The 19,007-nt window shown below is 53.8% G+C and carries 19 protein-coding genes and 1 pseudogene; 11 read left to right on the top strand and 9 right to left on the bottom strand.

The genetic code is table 11. The annotated features are described in order from the left end of the window. Positions 1 to 335: 335 nt before the first annotated feature. Positions 336 to 905 carry a TetR/AcrR family transcriptional regulator gene (locus GOV80_RS00010; protein ID WP_170773681.1) on the bottom strand — a complete coding sequence of 190 codons (570 nt, stop codon included), beginning with the start codon at positions 903 to 905 and terminating at the stop codon, positions 336 to 338. A gap of 124 nt (positions 906 to 1,029) precedes the next feature. On the opposite strand from GOV80_RS00010, the gene gntH reads away from it, so the two are divergent. Genes gntH through GOV80_RS00025 form a run of 3 tightly spaced genes read left to right on the top strand, consistent with a single transcriptional unit; the run spans position 1,030 to position 5,320 of the window. Then, complete coding sequence (gene gntH, locus GOV80_RS00015) at positions 1,030 to 2,223, top strand: guanitoxin biosynthesis MBL fold metallo-hydrolase GntH (protein ID WP_170782380.1); 1,194 nt, start codon at positions 1,030 to 1,032, stop codon at positions 2,221 to 2,223. Positions 2,224 to 2,277: 54 nt separating this feature from the next. After that, positions 2,278 to 4,044, top strand: coding sequence for a hypothetical protein (locus GOV80_RS00020; protein WP_170782381.1), 1,767 nt, complete (start codon positions 2,278 to 2,280; stop codon positions 4,042 to 4,044). Positions 4,045 to 4,096: 52 nt separating this feature from the next. Continuing rightward, complete coding sequence (locus GOV80_RS00025) at positions 4,097 to 5,320, top strand: HupE/UreJ family protein (protein WP_170782382.1); 1,224 nt, start codon at positions 4,097 to 4,099, stop codon at positions 5,318 to 5,320. Between the two features lie 332 nt (positions 5,321 to 5,652). On the opposite strand, the gene GOV80_RS00030 is transcribed toward GOV80_RS00025, so the two are convergent. From GOV80_RS00030 to GOV80_RS00050, 5 genes are all read right to left on the bottom strand, one after another. Continuing rightward, positions 5,653 to 6,513, bottom strand: coding sequence for a DUF2306 domain-containing protein (locus GOV80_RS00030; protein WP_170782383.1), 861 nt, complete (start codon positions 6,511 to 6,513; stop codon positions 5,653 to 5,655). Positions 6,514 to 6,619: 106 nt separating this feature from the next. Further along, the gene (locus GOV80_RS00035) at positions 6,620 to 8,785 is read right to left on the bottom strand and encodes an AMP-binding protein (protein WP_237215586.1); all 2,166 of its coding nucleotides are present in this window, start codon (positions 8,783 to 8,785) and stop codon (positions 6,620 to 6,622) included. A 174-nt stretch (positions 8,786 to 8,959) separates the two neighbouring features. Further along, on the bottom strand, positions 8,960 to 9,817 hold the full coding sequence (locus GOV80_RS00040; protein WP_170782384.1) for a site-specific integrase: 858 nt from the start codon (positions 9,815 to 9,817) through the stop codon (positions 8,960 to 8,962). Further along, positions 9,763 to 10,194, bottom strand: coding sequence for a hypothetical protein (locus GOV80_RS00045; RefSeq protein WP_170782385.1), 432 nt, complete (start codon positions 10,192 to 10,194; stop codon positions 9,763 to 9,765). Before GOV80_RS00045 ends, GOV80_RS00040 begins: the two co-directional genes overlap by 55 nt. Beyond that, the gene (locus GOV80_RS00050) at positions 10,191 to 10,586 is read right to left on the bottom strand and encodes a hypothetical protein (RefSeq protein WP_170782386.1); all 396 of its coding nucleotides are present in this window, start codon (positions 10,584 to 10,586) and stop codon (positions 10,191 to 10,193) included. Before GOV80_RS00050 ends, GOV80_RS00045 begins: the two co-directional genes overlap by 4 nt. A gap of 177 nt (positions 10,587 to 10,763) precedes the next feature. Between GOV80_RS00050 and GOV80_RS00055 the strand changes: the two genes are divergently transcribed. The 4 genes from GOV80_RS00055 (at position 10,764) to GOV80_RS00070 (ending at position 13,557) form a co-directional block, all read left to right on the top strand. After that, positions 10,764 to 11,084: a hypothetical protein gene (locus tag GOV80_RS00055; protein WP_170782387.1), complete on the top strand. Its 321-nt coding sequence runs from the start codon at positions 10,764 to 10,766 to the stop codon at positions 11,082 to 11,084. Positions 11,085 to 11,272: 188 nt separating this feature from the next. Further along, positions 11,273 to 11,698 carry a hypothetical protein gene (locus GOV80_RS00060; protein ID WP_170782388.1) on the top strand — a complete coding sequence of 142 codons (426 nt, stop codon included), beginning with the start codon at positions 11,273 to 11,275 and terminating at the stop codon, positions 11,696 to 11,698. 223 nt (positions 11,699 to 11,921) lie between these two features. Further along, positions 11,922 to 13,205: a tyrosine-type recombinase/integrase gene (locus GOV80_RS00065; protein ID WP_170782389.1), complete on the top strand. Its 1,284-nt coding sequence runs from the start codon at positions 11,922 to 11,924 to the stop codon at positions 13,203 to 13,205. 148 nt (positions 13,206 to 13,353) lie between these two features. Continuing rightward, positions 13,354 to 13,557, top strand: a complete 204-nt coding sequence (locus tag GOV80_RS00070) for a hypothetical protein (RefSeq protein ID WP_170782390.1) — start codon at positions 13,354 to 13,356, stop codon at positions 13,555 to 13,557. Between the two features lie 84 nt (positions 13,558 to 13,641). Here the strand turns inward: GOV80_RS00070 and GOV80_RS00075 are convergent, their stop codons facing one another. Next, positions 13,642 to 14,046, bottom strand: coding sequence for a hypothetical protein (locus GOV80_RS00075; RefSeq protein WP_170782391.1), 405 nt, complete (start codon positions 14,044 to 14,046; stop codon positions 13,642 to 13,644). Positions 14,047 to 14,295: 249 nt separating this feature from the next. Between GOV80_RS00075 and GOV80_RS00080 the strand changes: the two genes are divergently transcribed. Then, positions 14,296 to 14,526, top strand: a complete 231-nt coding sequence (locus GOV80_RS00080) for a hypothetical protein (RefSeq protein WP_170782392.1) — start codon at positions 14,296 to 14,298, stop codon at positions 14,524 to 14,526. A 57-nt stretch (positions 14,527 to 14,583) separates the two neighbouring features. Here GOV80_RS00080 and GOV80_RS00085 read toward each other — a convergent pair. Then, a pseudogene (locus GOV80_RS00085) lies at positions 14,584 to 14,860 on the bottom strand (integrase core domain-containing protein); the annotation flags it as partial. A gap of 117 nt (positions 14,861 to 14,977) precedes the next feature. Here GOV80_RS00085 and GOV80_RS00090 point away from each other — a divergent pair. The 3 genes from GOV80_RS00090 to GOV80_RS00100 all read left to right on the top strand — a co-directional run bounded on the left by GOV80_RS00090 (position 14,978) and on the right by GOV80_RS00100 (position 16,374). Beyond that, positions 14,978 to 15,475 carry a hypothetical protein gene (locus tag GOV80_RS00090; protein WP_170782393.1) on the top strand — a complete coding sequence of 166 codons (498 nt, stop codon included), beginning with the start codon at positions 14,978 to 14,980 and terminating at the stop codon, positions 15,473 to 15,475. Continuing rightward, positions 15,472 to 15,759, top strand: a complete 288-nt coding sequence (locus GOV80_RS00095) for a hypothetical protein (protein ID WP_170782394.1) — start codon at positions 15,472 to 15,474, stop codon at positions 15,757 to 15,759. Before GOV80_RS00090 ends, GOV80_RS00095 begins: the two co-directional genes overlap by 4 nt. Positions 15,760 to 16,167: 408 nt before the next feature. Next, on the top strand, positions 16,168 to 16,374 hold the full coding sequence (locus tag GOV80_RS00100; protein WP_170782395.1) for a hypothetical protein: 207 nt from the start codon (positions 16,168 to 16,170) through the stop codon (positions 16,372 to 16,374). Positions 16,375 to 16,461: 87 nt separating this feature from the next. Here the strand turns inward: GOV80_RS00100 and GOV80_RS00105 are convergent, their stop codons facing one another. Next, positions 16,462 to 18,624 carry a hypothetical protein gene (locus GOV80_RS00105; protein WP_170782396.1) on the bottom strand — a complete coding sequence of 721 codons (2,163 nt, stop codon included), beginning with the start codon at positions 18,622 to 18,624 and terminating at the stop codon, positions 16,462 to 16,464. Positions 18,625 to 19,007 lie beyond the last annotated feature (383 nt).

Below are 19,007 nucleotides of genomic sequence, written 5' to 3' on the forward strand. Positions count from 1 at the left end.
GAGAATTGAATCAGCAGCTTGCCTCTCAATCAAGGAAGAGTTTTTCAACGACATCAGCCCAAACCGGAAGCGGTCCTGCGCTAAAGTTCGCAAGTGCAGCAACGCGAACGCCAAAATGGTTAGCCGTGCCGCAGTGAGAAAAGCAGACATTCAGCCCAAACTCAGCGAAAATGACTATGCGGATGTCCGAGTTGCGGACGAAGCGGACCTTGATGGTCACAGACTGAACGTCGGCTTCTGGCATTGTTGCGTGAGCTGTTTCTACAGGGCAATTAAAAATTGTCTGTCCGTTTCGAGCAAGCTTACAATGCCGGGCAACTTTCTTGTTCTATCTTCTACTTTCCGACAAGAATTGCGTGTTCCCGTTCTATAACCTTTTCCCAATCGCCTTGCGTTTTCAGACCGGTCGAAGAGTCTCCCATTAGCGAAGTCACCATCAGTCTTCCGCGCGCTTTCGCTTCTTCTTTCGAAAACCCGGCCTGTTCAAACATCCAGGCGGCGAAGTGGAACCGTTTGCCGATGGTTCTTTGATACGATTCTTTCACCTTCTCATCGGTGTTCGCCCACACTGAGACAGCGTGATCCGGCAAGGCGGCGTCCTCTTCTATGACCTTTTTCATAAGAAGAAGAATGCGGTCTTCCGGGGGACCGCCAAATGTCTTTGCCTGTGCGATCACTTTGTCAGTCAGTTCCTGCTCCCAATATCTGAGAACCTCATCCAAAAGCTCTCGGACGTTCTTGAAATGCCAGTAAAAGCTACCGCTTGTCAGGTTCAGTCGCTTTGCCATTGGCACGACTTTTATCGCGGAAACGCCACCCTCGTTGAGGACTTTGTAGGCCAGCAATATCCAGTCTTCCTTGGTCGCGGCGTTTTTGGGTGAGGCTCGGGTGGCAGTTTCTGACATTCAGATTATAGCATTCATTATTTGACATAGAGTAGTCTATGGTCGTACCGTAGAGGAGTCTATGGGCAACTGGGAGTTCACGACATCGTGCTCTCAGAAACGCCATGCAGAAATGGGGGGATCAATGAAAAGCATTATGAATTCCACGACTGGCGCACTATTGGCTTTGGGTTTGTCGTTGGCTGGCACCGCTTCAGCGCAAAATGCGCTGCCGACTGGTCGAACTGCTTCTGCAATAGAAAATGGTGTTTATCCAGCGTCATACTTTCCCAACACTGAAATCCTTGGCACGGATGAAATGCGTATCACGGCATTGGGGACGGGTATGCCAAACCAAACCAAGGCAGCCGTCTCGATTTCGTTTTATGTGGAACTTGGGAATGGGGACGTCTTTCTGTTTGACGTAGGAACTGGCGCAACGGGAAACCTGTTCTCGCTGCGACCGGACTTCGCAAAGATCGACAAGGTCTTCTTCAGCCATTTGCATGTTGATCACGTTGGAGACTTCATGGGCCTCCACGTTGGAGGTTGGCTTTCGGGCAGATATACACCGCTCCGCATCTTCGGCCCGTCCGGATCAGAAGATGAACTGGGCACCAAAGCCTATGTTGAGGGCATGTCTAAAGCCTATGCTTGGGATTTGGCCACACGTACGGGGGCGCTGCCGGATGATGGCGCCAAGCTTGAAGTCACTGAATTCGATTACATGCAGGAAAACGAGATCGTTTATCAGGAGAACGACGTAACTATCCGTTCTTGGCCTGCGATCCACAGTCTAGATGGCTCGGTAAGTTATTCTCTGGAATGGAATGGGCTGAAATACGTCTTTGGTGGCGATACATACCCTAACAAATGGTATGTAGAATATGCCAAAGGGGCGGACCTCGCTTCTCACGAGGCGTTTCTACCACCGGATGCGCTAGCCCCCTACTTTGGCTGGGATATGAAACAGGCGACTTATGTAGCTACGCGCGTTCATACGGAACCTGCGGCTTTCGGCAAAGTTATGTCCGCTGTCAAGCCACGCATGGCCCTAGGGTATCACTCTGTTCTTTCGCCCGAAAACTATCAGGCAATCCTGGAAGGTGTCCGTTCGACATACGATGGACCGCTCACGCTGGCGCGAGATCTACAGGTGATAAACGTAACTAAGGATCAGATCGTTGTTCGGGAAGCGAGTGTTGACGAATATGCTCTGCCACCAGCTGTGAGCGACGAATACATCAATGCACCGCGTTCAAAAGAAAAAGAGCCTTCTGAAAAGGTTCAAGCCGGCAAATGGGATGGTTACACGCCACCGCCAATGCCGGAAAATTAACGTTCAGGGGTGAACAAAATTCTAATTTGGCGGTATCTGTGCCGACTATTCCTGATGCTGAGCGTGATGGTCTCGGGTGCATTGGCCGTTTCAGCAGATGTCGTTCTGACAAACGGTTCAGAAGTTGCCCCCAATATTGCTGTCCTTCATGTCAAAGAGGATGGGGTCTACGTCGACCTTGAGATCTATGTCGAAGATATTCCGTTTTTTGCGGATATGTTGCCAATAGGATGGTCATCAGATTTCGTCGGGGGTGAGCCGGAGGCTGAACAAGATACCAATCAAGGTTATGCGCAAGCCGAAAGCCGGGCGCTTTCGATTGTTGCAGGCGACGAACGGGTCCTAAACGCTGATATCAGAAAGGTGGAATACCGAACGCGCATAGACCGGGCCGCGCCGCTTGCAGGTCAGCGCGATCCATTCTCGGGGCAAGTTGTTCCCAGCCCGCCAAAAGATCCGCGCGTTTTATTCGCGGAAGTGTTCTTTCCGTTTCAAAACTTAGTTCCCAAGGAGCTGACTATAGTGCCGCCATCGCGGCTTGGTGAACCACTGGCGACTATCGGGATGCAGGTTTTTGACCGTGAGGTTCCGGTCACGGATTTCAGCTTCTTGTCAAAGCCAGCAGAGTTAAAGATTCACTGGCCTGATCCGTGGGATAGCCGCTTTTCTGCTGAAAGCCTGAATCGAAAAGCGCAGGACGGGACATCCACCTTTCTTTACATCGAACCTCGTGAAGTTCGTCATGAAACACTGATCCGCTTGCGTGAACTAGCGCCTTGGATTGATGAAACCACGGAAGTGGGTCAAATGCTTTCGCCACAGCGCAGCGCCTTGATCGTAAACGAGGCGGCGTCCTTCCTGGCGTCTCGTAACCCGGTGACAATTGATGGCAAATTAGTGCAACCGTCAAACGCTACAGCAAAACTCCTGGAGCTAACATCGCAGGGTTATCAGGTTGTCGAGCCTGGAAAGGAAGTGTCTGTGAACAATGCGTTTATCGGAGCTATCCTGTCGTTCTCATCGGCAGACCTTCCCGATCAGGTGACGGTCACATGGGATATGTTTGACGAGGAAATTTCCCGCGTTGCGACCATTTCAAACGATATCGCCGGGCCATTCTTTGGAGCTGTGACACCAGCGGACCCCCAGTTTCACTGGCAGAACCACCTACTCCAATACCAAAGAGCATCTGTTACTCAGATTCCAGTTGAACAGCAGAAACGGCAGAACCCGGCCGTGGCTTTGATCGCCGGGATTATCAGTGCCGCCTCACTCTGTTTTCTCCTGCTAGCCAGAGGCAAAGTCGCAAAGCGTACCAGTTGCGTGACTATGGTTGCCGCTGCTTCGGCAACGTTTGTATTTTCGGGATATTTGCCGGAATTACCCTGGAATAAGCCCGAGCCCCCTGAGCAACAGGTTGCGGAAGATATACTGCGCTCGATGGTCGAAAACTTGAACACGGTGACTCTGGAAGTTTCGCCGGCAGCAAGAAAGGCAGAGCTGGCCCACATTGTGACGGCAGCGTCTCTGGGCGACATCGCAACAGAGGTGGAACGTGGTCTCGTGATCCGAACGCCAGGAGGCAATCTTGCTACAGTTACCGATATCAGCGACCTGAAATTGGAGCGTATTAACCCGACCCTCAAGCCGGGAGGATTTAGTGCCCTGACCAAATGGACAGTGAAAGCACAAGGCGGTCATTGGGGACACGCCCATATACGCGCCGTTACGTTTCGGGTGCTGGCCGAGGTCATACCTGAGTCAGGGCAATGGAAGCTGGATGGATTAACTGTAATCGAGGCCCGAGATCCAAATGCATGAGCGTTTAAGACCAAAGGTTTTTGCTTTCGGCGCTCTGTTTGTCGGAGTGCTTTTGTCACTGACGCTGTCAGCCTCGGCGCATTTTTTACTAAACCTCAACGTTCGAATTTCGCATGTCGAGCATTCCGAAGACGGCCTACGTATCTACATGCGCACGCCTATGCCTTATCTGGTTGCAGATAAGGTCGGTGATCAGAATGGTGATGCCTTGCCGGAAGCTGCACCATTCACGACCAATGCCATGAGCGACGGTCAGTTGGTCCACTTTGTCGACTTGCAAGCTGTCATGAACGATCCCAATGGGCTGGGGCAATTCGCCGAAGGTGGGTTGCATCTGTTGGTCGACAATCAGCGCCTAAGAGGAACAGTTAAGTCCGTTCGCTTGCATCGCGTTGGAAATGAGCCCGGATTTGCAACTTTGGCCGAAGCTCAACAGGCCGTGGACACCGAAACGGCCCTCCTGCCACCGCTTTTTGTTGGTGACACAATTGTCGATCTCGTCCTGCATTATGACACTGACGGCCCGGTCCAATCATACAGCATTGCCAACGTGCTGGACCCCGGCTTGCCGGATCAGGATCAAACGGCCAACCTCATTCTCGACTACGCGTCGGACACACCGCAGATATTCCGATCTCGGGGCCTGATGACTGAACCATTGGTGGTTCAGCAAGAGGGGTATGGAGGATTCCTGAGTTTTGTCTGGGAAGGTATACGACATATCCTCGAAGGGTTGGATCATGTTTTGTTTGTTGTGTGTTTGGTCATTGGAGCGCAGACACTCAGGGCACTATTGTTGCGTGCGACTGGCTTTACCGTTGGGCATAGCGTAACGCTGTCGCTGGGGTTTTTTGGGTTTGTGCCATCGGGCGCTTGGTTTGTTCCTGCCGTTGAAACCGGAATCGCGCTTTCTATCATTTTTGCAGCCGCAGCGGCGTTTATGAGTTTCAAGGACAACGCGCGTTCTGAGATCACGATGGTGCTTCTGACAACGATGATTGGTCTCTTGCACGGGCTTGGGTTTAGCTTTGTGTTGCACAAGATTTTGCAGGTTACATCCCCAAACATCTGGCAAAGCCTGCTTGCATTCAATCTTGGCGTCGAGCTTGGCCAAGTTGCAATTGTTCTTGTACTCTGGCCTGCCTTGGTAATGTGTCGGCGCGTGAACTCCAGTTTGTGGATGTCCCTACGAGTGGGCTTGGCCGGTGGATGTGCGGCTATCGCCTGCTTTTGGACCTTTCAGCGAGTTGCCGAGGTTTATTCCACGCTGACTTAAGGTTATTGCAATGGCGCGTGCCGTGATGGTCACCTGGGAGAAAAGCGGACATTCGGCTGTTCCCCAGCATAAGACAGATTGGGCTCGAAGCGGACTTGCGGCACCGCAGCGGTTCGAACTGCGGACTGCTCCCGAAAGCAGGCATTGCAATCGTCGAGATGACCGGGCGTTTTCAGCGTCTTCGCCCAATGCGCTGACATTCAGATTTCGGAAGCTGTCGTTGGGACAATCCTGGTTCGCCAACCGCTCAGAGCCCTAAGCAGCCTCTTTTTGAGACCGTCTCGAATGGTGCTTATGGATCGCCATACGTGAATCTGATGATGCAAAAAAGCCTATTCAGCTACGACTGGTGCGATTTCATCCCGTTCATCGACTCGTCTTCGAACCATCTCAGCAATCAAAATGCCTGCCGGCGCCGATCCCCAAATGCAAATCTGGATCGCGAGGGCTTCGATGTCGCGAAACAGCGGATCGATGACAAAAAGTAGAACACGAAACAACCAGAATGATCCCCACATCGAACCAACAAAGCGCCACATCCAGATACGGTGCTGGGCTGTATCCTGTCGTCTTATTGCCAGTATTCCCATAACAGCGGCGGCATAGACGAAGATAGACATTGAGAAAAAGCCCCATGTCGACAGGGCCCCGCCGTACTCTCCAACAGGACCGTGTTGGGCCGCGAGTATCGCAGCGCAACCAACACCAACTGTCAGTATCCCAAAGCTGATGCGCCCAAGGATCGCGTGGTTCGCCCCCCGCCCACCGGGAAAGAACATTTGTACGTGCATCAGCACAAAAACAATGGAATTGCAGACGACATGCCCAAGCAGCAGAGCCGATCTCAGCTCTGGTCCATTCGCAAAACGATCATAAAAGGCAACGCCCCACGCAGGATGGTTTGTGAATGTGTTGCCCCAGACAGAGCAGGAATTGTCGGGGCACGTGGAGACGGCAGCGGCACTCACCGGATCGCTCAGTCCCAAATTGATCAAGACGTCATAGATACCGACAAAGTTAGCTATGGAGGCCGCGGGGCCGTAAATGACGTATCCGGCGTTCAAGTACAGCATCAGCAGAATGCCAAAGAGAAGTACGGGCACGAACTTTCTCTTCATGACCGCATGAACAGCCAGACCCGCCCATATTGCCAGACCGACGAAGACCGATATCACACCCAACGGAACCGCCATTTTGCCCTCCCCGAACAATACGATCGTTTAAGAGGCTCGCACAATGGGCGTCCGCGGCGCAATAAATTTTGCGATCGGAAACTCGCGCAGCGAGGACGAGCGCGTTTTACGATCCTCCCACAATGCGCGTCTCGAACAGGAAATCCTTGAGCTTTTGCTCAACAAGAGGTTCGGACGTCGTGTTTGCATCATTCAGTTTCACCGTCACGCAAAGCCCGCGTGGCCCTCCAGCCTCCACCTGCACATCGGCATCAGACACCTGAAGTTCGTCACAAAGCAGATTTGTCACGACCAGCTTTGCAGCATCGCATCGCAGGCTGGGTTTGAAAATCTTGCCCACGGACGTCAGGGGGATCTCATCAACAATTTCAATGATTTTGGGCCATGCCGGTCTTTCGTCGATGGTCTGCCGAGCATGTTCCATGAGTTCCTCGACCGTAACATCATCCGGTGTGTGAACCTGAACAAAGCACATGGGCAGTTCTCCGGCATAAGGATCAGGCATCCCGACCGCAGCGGCCAACGCGACAGCGGGATGGGTGCTCATCGCGTTTTCGATCATGGCCGGATCTATATTATGACCGCTTCTAATAATGAGGTCTTTCGAACGGCCAGCAACGTACAGGCAGCCATCAGCGTCTTTGTATCCCAAGTCGCCCGAGTTTAGGACACCCTCGTCGAATACCCCAGTGTTGAAGCTCGGCTCGCTGTATCCTGGAGACACGTGGGAGCCTGTAATTGCAATTACACCAATTTCGCCGACCTCGCATTCCTCTCCCAGACGGCCATCGCTTTCCAGCTTCAGAACGTCGACACTTGTGTATGGCAACGCCCAACCCACTGAGCCCGCAGTGCCAGAACCACCCAGTGGGTCGATACTGATCAGTCCGGACGCTTCTGTCATGCCAAGAATTTCGAACAAAGTGCAGCCCGTGACCTCCTTGAAGCGTTGCCCGACGGCGGGTGGAAGCAGTGATGCGCCGGTTGCACCCGCCCGCACGCCCGAGACGTCATTATCACCAATCGGTGTCTGCAGGATCGCCCCAATCGCGGTTGGAACACCTCCGACAATCGTGACTTTGTGATCTGCGACAAGCCGCCAGAAGCTTTCGACCACCGATGGATTACGCAAACCCGCGGGCGTCATCACAAGCAGCTCTACGCCTGCCATGAAACAGCTGAGCCCGCCCACAATCGTGCCGGCGACGTGGAAAAGCGGGAACGTGGCCGTAAAAACATCATCCGAACGAAAACCACACATAGCTGCGCCCCCGAAAGCTGCAACCAATTGACTGCGATGCGTGTGTGCAACAAGCTTTGGAACGTCCGTTGTACCCCCGGTGTGAAAATAGGCCGCCAGATCAGAACCGCTCCGGGCCTTCCCAAATGCCAGGTGATCCTGTGGTTGGTCAGACAATGCCTCGATGAGGTCAATCACCCCGGCTTCAGCAGGCGTACCCGGGGGAGAAACGCGTACCAGCACGAGGTCCGGGATTTGCTCCCTCAATGCCAAAGCTTTCTGCCAGATGTCGAGTTGTGGGTGTGGGCCAAGAGTAACGAGGATTTTCGCCCCCGACGCTTTGATAAGCTCTGCTATGCTCTCAGGCTGCAAAAGAAAGTTTATGGGCACAGCGTATCCAGCCGTTTCTGCGCCCCAAAGCGTGGCGTGTGTTTCAACCAAAGCGGGCAACATATACGCCACGCCCGGTGCCTCCCCTCCAATCTCGGCAAAAAGATTTGCTGCGCGCCGGATCTGCCCAAGTAGCTGGCCGTAGGTGACACGACGAGGCTGCTCATCTGGTGCTCCGGTCATCAACATCGTCAGTGCAACAGCATCGGGATCACGCTCAGCACTGTTTTCAAAGACCTCCAAGATGCTTTGCTCGGGCAACCGTTCGTCGAGCGTCATCTCGGCTTCGAACTCAGCTATGTCGTCGCGCGTCCTGATCTGACGTGTGCCCAGATTAGCCATGGGGTCTCCTTCTACTCTACTAAGGTAGTTTCCGAGCTTTGGCCGAAGAACAGGATTTTGCAACTCCGATGTAAGTGCTGAGATCCACATGCTGATCGAGTAGGCTGCGGAATCCAGCCATTTACGAATTTCCGGTGTGTCCGCATGTGAGACATAGAACTGGAGCGTAGCTAATGTCCGGATTGGATTTCGGTCGATTTGCGTGATTTGGACGTCCGCTTTCGGGAAATCGCGCTGCATTGCCGCGAGTATTTTTGCGATCTGGTTGGTGAGGGCGCGCGATGTTTGCTGCATCAGCATCCGGCAGCTAAGTCCGCAGAGCGGACATTCATGCAAGCTGTAGCGAATGGCTGTTTCGAGCCCACTTTGACCGATGCTGCGCGTTGCCCCAATTACAGAAACGCGCAGAAAGCGGACTTTGCTTCAGATAGCAGCGAGTGTCGGCCATGAGCCTTAAGGACTGCTAAGAGGCGCTTACTCTACGACGCGAAGCTGCGCCACAGAACCGGTATTCAGGTTAGCCAGACGTCCAAGTTTTTCGGTGCGCTTAAAATAGTGTTTCAGGATCAGGTTTGGGTCTACATCGCTCATCTGCGAGATCGTCAGAAGGTCCGTCGCCTGCGATTCTACCGCGTGGGTGATCGCGCCACGCCGGATCGCGTACAAGGTCGCCTCCTTCGGAAGCCCGACTTTCTTCACAGCCCACTTCATTGGGTATCGTTGGAAGTCTTGCTCTAGCCTGTTTCCTTCTGTGTCCGTGATCAATGGAGCCCAGCGAGACCGTCCTGCAACCAACCCCTGAAAGAACTCAACCGCGTCCGCAAACAACGGGATGACGAGCGGCGTGTCTTTCTTTGCTGCGTTCTTTCCGTACCTGAGTGTCAACTCCGCTCGGTCGGCATCAAAGTCCCGAACGTCGGCCATCCTCAAGGATTGAACGCGCTGCAGCGTCAGGAACATCGCTTGCGCAAATCGCGCGAAACCGATGTTGGTAGACGTCCCGATGACCGCCTCGATCTCCGGCACCGACAATGCAATTCCATCTAACTCATCCGCATCAGCTTTTCGGTGCGCCAACTCCCCTTTTGGAATCTTCTGAGCCTTTTCCCATGCGCGAGGCCCATGGTACTCCGCCGCACCGGCTGTGAGGACCGCTTTGACGTGGCCCATTTCTCTGTTGAAACCCTCCCCGCCTCTCTCGGTCGATCCCGTTTCCTTGTCGGCGCGCTCTTTTGGTCGCCCGGCCCACTCGTTGACCATGTCGACGGTGATCTGGCTCAGCGGTGTGTCATCGCCGAGGAACTCGCAGAGTTTGCTGCACGCCCAGCCCAACCGAGGATAGACTTCTCGGACACGCGCTTTCCCTTGTTTCGTTTCATTTTTGCCAGCCAAGCATCGGCACAGGAACGAACGGTTGGTTCGCCCCGCCGTTTTTCCTTAGCGGCCATTTCAGCGCGTTTTTGCTTTGCCCAGCCCAATACCTTGAGCAGCGCTTCTTCGTACCCGATACCGTCGCGCTCTGGCGCGCATGGAGCAAAAGTCTCGTAGACAAATCTCTTCCCGTTCCCAAGGTTCTCCACGCGGCCTTTCCAAGTCATCCCTTTTTTGCCGACGTACACTCCGAGCGCCACGTTTTCAGCGACAGTCTCGTAGTAAGGCGCAGAGCGGACTTCTAACCGCGACCGGCCAGTTTGGCTTCTGATGTTCATGTCGGTCGTTCCTTGTTCAGAATTTGGTTAATTCGCGCTGGCGACACATCGAAGTGTTCAGCCAATTCTCGTTGTGTGGGCTGCTTTCCCGTTTGCTCTTTGATCCATTCGCTCAACTTGGCAACGTCGGAGTAAACAAGACCAACCGTCTTTCTCGGTGCTTCAAGTAGGGTGATAAGGCGCGATTGATTTCCTGCCAGCGTCTGTGCTGCGTCGCTCAGGTCCACCAGATGCTTCAGGAGTTTTTCCGGTGGCAGGTTCTTTGCCAACTCAGGATTCTCTTTCAGCAACTGGACCTGACCGATCAAGTTGTGAAATGGCGGGATTGCGGCGTCCACTGCCTTCCGCGCTTCTGCCTTCGTTTCAGGCTGCGAAATTTTTTTCGTGTTCATCGGTTACCTCGTCCTTAACCGTTTCGGATTGATCCGGGTCTATACGAAATGACTAAGAGGTAAACACTATTTGTTCAATATGCGCGTTCAATTGTTTGTAAATTTAACTCTTATGATTTAACTTTTGCCGGGTAACCCTAGATTGAAATTGAATCGAAACCATGGGGGATTTGAGCGATGCCAGCCATCATAGCGGGAGCGAAGCCAAGCGGTAAAGCGGTGCCATACGTTGAGGAAATGAACCGTCGCGGGATCAAGAAAAACAAGGCAAACGAGATCGCGCGATGTGAAAAAGGCCCACAGACATTCTTTTTGGGCAACCGGCGAATGGTCGACATTGGCTATCTCGACGCGTGGTTCATGGCACAGGCCACCGGGCAAATCCGCGTCACGGCTCAAGACCTCAAAGAAGCGCGCGACGCCGCTGTGCCGAATGAGAAAATTAGGGAAGGAAAGCGGCGGGGAAAAGCGGCGCGCGAGGCGGAGACCGCAGCCTAACCTATCAGAAGATTGACCAAGCACGGCAACGCCTCGGGGCGAACAAGGAGGAGTTGCCAACCAGCAAAAGCGAAACGCGCCGCTGAAGGGGCGACGCGTTTCAAAGGTCAAACCGGGAGACCCGGCCAATTTACCTAATAACCGTGTGTAGATTAGCCGTGGCTCTCCACAAAAGAAAGCCTGACGGAATGGGCAAAAAGCCTCAAATGGACCTCCTGCAATACCACAAACCCCTCTGTAGCGGATTCCAGGGTCAAGCCGCCGCCAAACTCATATTCCAGCCGCTTCTATTCCGAGCGCAATTAGCGCCGTATTACTGGCACAACATCCGTGCCGGTGATCTGGTCACAGAATGGGCATTGGACAAAAACGCCGTCACTCGCGGCTTGCTGGCCTTGGAGCAGACCGGGTTGATTATTCGCAGCGGCCAAAAATACCGCGTCGATCCATTGCAACTTTCAATACTCGCAAAATCCGCGAAACAGGGATTTTTAGAAAATCCGCGAAATGCGGAATTTACCCCAAAAAAACCCGCAAAACAGGAGATTTCAGAAATCCACGAAACGCGGAATGAAAATCCGCGAAATGCGGAATCACAAAGAAAGAAGGAATAATTAATAGAGAAAAGGAGGACCGAGAGTCTGACGAGACCGAGATAGGCACCGACGTCAGAGGGAATGAATCTTGGACCTCTGTGGCATTCAGGTTAATGAACAACCTCAAACCGTGTTAGCCCGGAACGTCGATCCCGGTTCCAAGTTTGGGGCCGTATGAGGAACCGTTGCAGGTGGCTTTGAACAACGAGGGCTGGACGCCAGCTTCGGTGGAAGCTGCCGAATGAGTGATCCTGTATTCCGCATCGGCCAAATGACGGACGACGCGCTCCGGAGCCAGGTCGGGCGCATGGCCGAGAAAATCCAGACCGGCTTGGTGACGGCAGCGAACATGCCCGGCCTGTATCTGAGGGTGGGTCGCCGATCCCATAGCTGGCAGGGGCGCTACTACCTCGACGGACGCGAGAAACGTTTGCGGCTAGGGTACTGGCCGTTGATGAGCGTTGAAAAAGCCATAGACGCGCACACAGCTAACCGAGAGCGGGTCCAGCAGGGTATTGCACCCATAACCCCACGACAGGCCCCTTACGGGCATTCTCTGGGCGATCTCGTGGACGAATGGCAAGCAAACAACGGCACGGCGACCGCCCGGCACCGCGCCAATATCGTCAGACGCACGTTCCAGCCCCTGCTGGGACACGATGCTCGGTTCATTAGCCGAGACCACATTAAGCCAATCGCAAACCTAATCCGGCAGGAAAAGGGACCAACGCTGCGCAATGCGCTCGACAACCTGAGCGCCGTCTTCAACTACGGAAAACAAGTCGAATTGGTGGACCACAACCCGACGGCGGGTATTAAGCGCCCAGCCCGATCACTCGACCCGAATTGGTTTACCCTAGTCGACCTGTTCACGCTGTTCAGAGCGTTTGACCAGTTAGCCGAATGGGAGCAACGGTTCCTGCTGTTCTTAGTATTAACCGGGTGCCGGTCGGGCGAAACAATGGCGGCAAACGTCGGCCACTTCGATCCGAGCGCCGACATGGTGACCTTGCCACCTCCCCTCACGAAAAACGGCGCGGGCCTAATGATCCCTCTCCCGCCGTTCACCCTAAAGGTCGTCACGGATGCCGTGGGTGACCGCACGGACGGAAATGCGCCGCTGTTCGCAAGCCGTACCGGCGGTCGTATCGACCAACATCAAAAGCGTGGCCTCATAACCTTCTGTAACGCCAATCGGGCGACACCACTGCACCGCGGTACTTCGCCGGGCTGGGCCAGAATCCACGCCTTTAGAAAATCAATGGTGACGGAGGGCTGCGCTCTCGGCCTGCCACGGGATGTTCTGGACCGCATGCTGAACCACGTCGCGATCTCCACCACCAGCCAAGTCCTCGCCGCCTACAGCCTGTCTGAACGCTTGGAAGAACGAGTCGCCGCTGCAAACGCATGGGCCAGCGTGATCGAATGTATATACAAACACGCCGTAGAAAAAACCTTACCCATGCCCAGAAGGCCCGAACTGAAAAACATCGTTAACCAACTCTATTGGAAGGGAAAAACCTAATGCCAGACCCGCCTTTTACAATGTGGCACTGCAACACTGTAAATTTAACGGTTTGGGGTATCGTTGCGTCTGTAACTAAACTGAATGGGACGCAACATGACCCCAAAAAACAATTTTGGCCGACCGAAAAGCTTCGCTGGTGGCGTTTATGACCCTGACCATTTTGAAACTCATTGTTTTTGGAAGAGGTACGGACCAGCCGGGCGGTTGCACTGCCCGTTCTGTGGATGGGTCGAACAGCCACACGTTTGTGAATGGGCAAACAATGACCAATCCGCAACCGTCAATCACAGCGGAAATGAATGCCGAACACTTTGAACTGTTTCGCAACGCCATTGCTCAAAATGATTAGCGATGAAGCGCCGGACAATTTTAACTACCTGTTTCTCAAGCTTATCGGGAGTTTCTGAGGCTATGAAAAAGTGCGACTATTTCATCAGCCCGCGATAGGAACAATCCGACCACTACAAATCATATCAGCAATGTATGCGGGAGAGCTGTCCGGAATAAGCGATGAGATCGGCGCCCATTCTTTATTTTGATTGCCCAGCTGCAATCCCTTAGTGCGTTCAACAGCCGCTGTCAGATCGCGATACCGCTTGTTTCTGCAATCATACTCACGCTGATATACGAACTCACTCTGGCTAGTGCGAATTGTTTCCCAATAGACGTTGCCCGGAACCCCTTCCGCTTTTCGGATGTAGAATTCACTTTGTGCATCATTCTTAGCGACGAGAAGCCAACCGGCATCTTGCAGGTTTGTTCCGGTTCCCATCGTGGATACGTCACAAGCAGTCAGAACGACATACGCTGCGCATACCAAGGCAATTTTCTTAAGCATGATGTCCAAACTCTAATTTAAGTCGATTCATCTGTATGTGTTACCAGAGTGAACAGACCGATTGTGAGACTTCGCCAACTTGCTTCGCGTAACTGCCAATCTCAATGCTCCCGGCACAAATTCGGGTCAATCTTACCCTTTGGCCTGAATGCCACATTCTACGCCCAAGGGCTTGAGCGCTCGACGCCTCTCCGCCTATATCCAGCCTAGCACGCCGACTAAACGGCTGGCCCATAAAAGGAACATGAGATGGAAAAAACGGGCAGGGTTGAACCCCTCATCGAAACCGAACTTGTTCGGCTTTATCACCAGATTCGCGCGACACTGCATTCCGATGAAAACGGTTCATTGGACCTCGCGCTGGCCGACCGGGACCGGGAACATATCAAGCAGGACATGCTGAACGCACTGAAGACCGCTGAAAAGGGTCTGAAAGCAATTTTTCACGATTGCAAAATCGAACACGGAAAACACCGTTAGAAAACAAAAATAGTGTGGCCTAGTGAGCAGCCCCATTAGACGGGTCAAAGATGATTGTTAGTGCATCATCGGCCTGTGATCCATCGGGATGTGGTGTCGGACGCTGGCGGGCGATAGAAAGTGCACTGTGAAGGCGATTTGTGTTGTAGTGTTTCCTCCATTGCTCGATCAGAATTTGCGCTTCGCGCAAGTTGTAGAAGATCTCACCGTTGAGTCACTCGTCCCTAAACCTGCCATTGAAGCATTCGCAGTATGCGTTCTCCCACGGGCTGCCAGGTTCGATGTAAGCCGTCTTGGCGCCAACGGCGGCGATCCAGTCTCGAACAGCCTTTGCAGGGGGGGACGGTCGAAATTCTCGCGAAGGCGGTCGACCGACGGGGGTAGTCTCGCTGATTTGCTATTGTAAAATTTTGGCGGCTACATTTGCAACTAACAGCAGGTGAGGACGAGAATGGCTGGTAGACGTAAACGTAGTGACAGTATCGCAGCAGAACAGGAACGCGCGCAAGCCCGAATGGGTAATTTTCCATGGCCGACGGACTTGGTCGCATTGCCCATCGATACCGATCACCGGGAGAGGGTTCTGGCTGTCGCCGACCGCGTTTGGCAGACCCGAATGCCGGATGACTGGCTTTCAACGGACACAGCCGTCATCGCTGAATACGCCAGAGTTCAGGTTCAAATCCTGATTATTCAGGAGCAGATGGACAGCCTCGGCGTTCTAATCAAAAGCAAGGATGGCACTCCGCAAGAGAACCCGCTGGTGTCCATCGAAGGTGATCTTAGCCGCCGACGCATGGCGCTGGCGCGGGCGCTACACCTTCACTTGGCTATCGATCCGCGCAACCTGATCAACAACCGGCCTCGGCAGTATCACGAACCTCTGTCCAAGCCTAACGGCGACGCGAAAAATGGCCTACCTAAACACCTGCGGGGCTTGATCCAATGAGCGGCGTGTCTCCCATGACGGACGCCGAACTGGTGCGGATTCTGGGTGGCGAGCCGCGTTTTGACCTCTGCCCCGGCCCAGCATCAAAACGGCTGTTGTACGACTACTGCTGGAAAACGATGGCCCAGAGCGTTGGTAAGGAAGGAACGATGGCTATCTCGCTGCTCGGTGGTTTCCTTCCGCCGATCTTTCGAAAGGTTCAGTCCGAGGTGGCCCACCTACGAGGCAAGTCCGATGCGGAACTCAAGCGCATGGCGGAGGCCGAGGCAAAGGCGGCTGGGTGAAACGGGCGGTTTTCATACCATGTTCGGATGCTCCGAAGACGGAACCGATCCCTCTGAAAACTCGGGTCGCATCGCACAGCCTGCCCCACAGCCCCGGATCGCGACACTCAATGTCGTATCGATGCAGCGTTCTGCCATACATCGTGCCATTGACACTTAGCCAATAAATACAGCATGTTAGTGCCACTGCCCCTAGCCGACCAATTGATTATTGGGGCAGTCTTTTCGTGTTCACGCGTGGAATTGGTCCACGGTCGAAAGCGAAAAGGAAAAGGCCCCGTGCTATAGCACCTCCCAGCGCCACCCGCAGTCCAGTTTGAGAACGGGTCGCAAATTTCACTTTCCCGCAAAATCTCCGCGCAGATCGGCAAGGAAGCCGTCAACTTCGCAAAGCGCCTGCGTAACAAGATGGGCAAGAGCTCCTCCCCGTTGGCCGATCTGGAAATGATGCACAGCGCGCTCGACGCGATGGATGACGTCATTCCTGCGCTGGACAAAACGGCGACAGAAATGGGTGCTGTTGCGCGGGTACTGGCCACCGGCGAGATCGACGGTTCTGTCAAAGGCGACCTGCTGTCCCTAGCGACAGACAGCCTAACCGTTCTGCCGTGGTGAGGAGATGGCTTGGAACGTATCGTCAGAATTATTAGCCTAAAGGAATGGATACTGCCACCAAATCTACAATTCTCGACACTACTGGTTCTACGATCCCGTCCGCCAGAATTCATGCGTGTCGTTTTGAGTGTGGTAAATGCCAAGTCGGATCGTATAGTTGCATGTAGTTAACATCGTGGCCTCGGTCTCGGTCACTCTGAACGCGACCTGATTATCATGTCCTGGTGCTGGAGCACTTTTCGCGATGAAGGGGCACGCATAGGATAGGTCGTCTGGCAACGCGTGGACAAAGACAAGATGCGTTGTGCCCAACTCGATTCCTTCCGTCTGTATTGAAATGTGGGGCGTGCCATCAAGGTTAAATGCCACACTGGCTGAACTCAGATAAGTGCGCTCATCGACCTCGAGTTTGACCTTATCTGGACCTAGTTTAAGGCTTCCGCAGCGAGGTGTCCGGACGTCAAGCCCGTCGAGCACCGGGCAACCCACCATGATCAGCCAATTGTGCCAACGGTCCGCATCGACCACTTCAAGCAGAATAGTCTCATGCGTGTCGGGACTCTCGGATGGCAGGGCGATCCTGGAGATCGGCGCCAGCCCCATCTCGGACATCTGTCCAGCTTGCTTCACCTTACGCATGGCCTCAGCCACCGTTGTAGACATCGCATGACTGTAGTTTTTCAGCTCATCCGGATCTGCCGGATTCGTAAGCAGAAGAAGCTCTGCGGTAGAAAGTGCTGCCAGTTCGCCCTCGGCGGTCAGTGCCGCGATTGGCGGCGCGGCAGTGGATCTTGGTACGATGAGCGGCGTGCGGAAGCGCGCCGCTTGCTCGGCACGCAGACCACTCATGTCGCGATGAGCCAGTTGCCAGTTAGACAGCTGCGACGCCCTGGGTGTGGTTAGCACCATGGGAGAGACCAAAACCCTGGGCGCTTCGGATGGTGTCTGAGTTTCAACTTGGTCGAGAACCATTTGCATTACCGGTGTAGACCCGAGCAACAGGAAACTTCGTGCAGGCAAGTACCAGTCGTAGCGTGCTGACTGTGCTGTCATTTGGATGAGCGGTACAGCCTGCCACAAGAACAATACGCCAGCCAAGACTGCCGCGTATTGCAAACGCAATCGAATGAGAAGTGATGCAAGCATTGCAGCAAATCCTGTCGGCTGCCGTCGTGCCCTTTCATCCGTATTTGAGGAGGCAAGAGCGAGGATTGGCAACAATGCCATAGGGAGAAGGTAGCGAGGATTCTCGATTGCCACAAAGGCCAACAGCAAGGTCAACCCGACCATAGTTGACGTGGTGACAGCATGGAAGGCCAGTGATCTCAAGTCGCGGTGGACAAAGCTCAAGTACCACTGAACTGCCCACAAGCAGAGTAAGGGCCAGTAGAGTTCAAGATTCCACAAAATGAAGGTGTTGAAGCGCTTGGCGACGACGTTATCGACTCCGAAATCAGAACCGTAGTTATCATAGGCCCAGATTGTAGCACCCAGCTCTGCGCGCAGCGCAATAAGGTTCCGCGTAGTTTCGGGGACATCCAGAGCAAGTGCGATGGGGACGTAGGTCAGAAGCGCAATCCCAAATCCGGTTAGAAAACGCAGCCAATTGTGAATCAATTCGGCACGCATCAGCCATAGAAACAGAACGCCGCAGCACGCAAAGTACGGAGCATTTGAGAGGCGAGTCGTAACTCCGCACATTACAAAAAAAAGTCCGAGCGCGATCAGAATTGTGTTATTCCGGCGCAGGCCGTGCCCGAGGGCAACTGCGCCCGCCAACACAGCCGTGAAGGCTGCGATATCAGTAAAGTACCCAAGCGTCGAGATTACGATGAGCGGCAGGCTCGCCAGCACACAACCTGTCATCCAGTCGAACGTATCCGGAATTCGGAAGATCCCAACGAGCCCGGCGTAGAGAAACGGCAACGGGCACCAGCAGATGACCCAATACGTGATAACATAGGTTTCAACCGACCTGAGGCCGGTCAGCGCGGCCACAATAGCAGCGGGTAGTGAGAAGAATAGATTTTTCTCAGCGCCGATGTTGGCGTTGAATGGGATTTCCCCCACAAGCGCGAGCGACAGATGTGTTGTCCACCACATGAATGCCGCCGAGTCTCCCGACATTTCATAACCACCCACCACCAGCGGGAATAGCAACAGGCCCGACATCGCGACAACATAAAGCGCCGCAGTCCAAGCACCCGCATACAACCTCGTGCGTTCGCCCTGATCCGAACCGAAAAGCATTACACGAGCTCGCAAAACGGGAGTTCCCTCGTGAGCGTTTTTCCAAGCCAAACAATGCTCTCGACCCAGCTAGTGCTCTTCTGCGTCGGACGAAGATTAATTTGCGTCAATTGTTTACCTGCCAGAAAAAATTGCATCTATTGGCAACACATACTGTAATTTGAAAGTCCTGCACATCCATTCGGCCTGTGGCCTCTCTCATTTTCCTGGCACTGAGAGATTTCTTTCGGCACTTCCAGTCGCCTCGATAACCTGATCCCGCACCCAATGGTCGGGCACTTTCGCGCCAACGATTTCTCGAACGCGCGCAACTACAGGCCATTCGCGATGCCGAGACGCCGGTTGCAGTGATCGCGACACCGGTGCTGGACGATCTCATTGCC

It is taken from the genome of Ruegeria lacuscaerulensis (assembly GCF_013034685.1).
In the GTDB taxonomy this organism is placed as follows: domain Bacteria; phylum Pseudomonadota; class Alphaproteobacteria; order Rhodobacterales; family Rhodobacteraceae; genus Ruegeria; species Ruegeria lacuscaerulensis_B.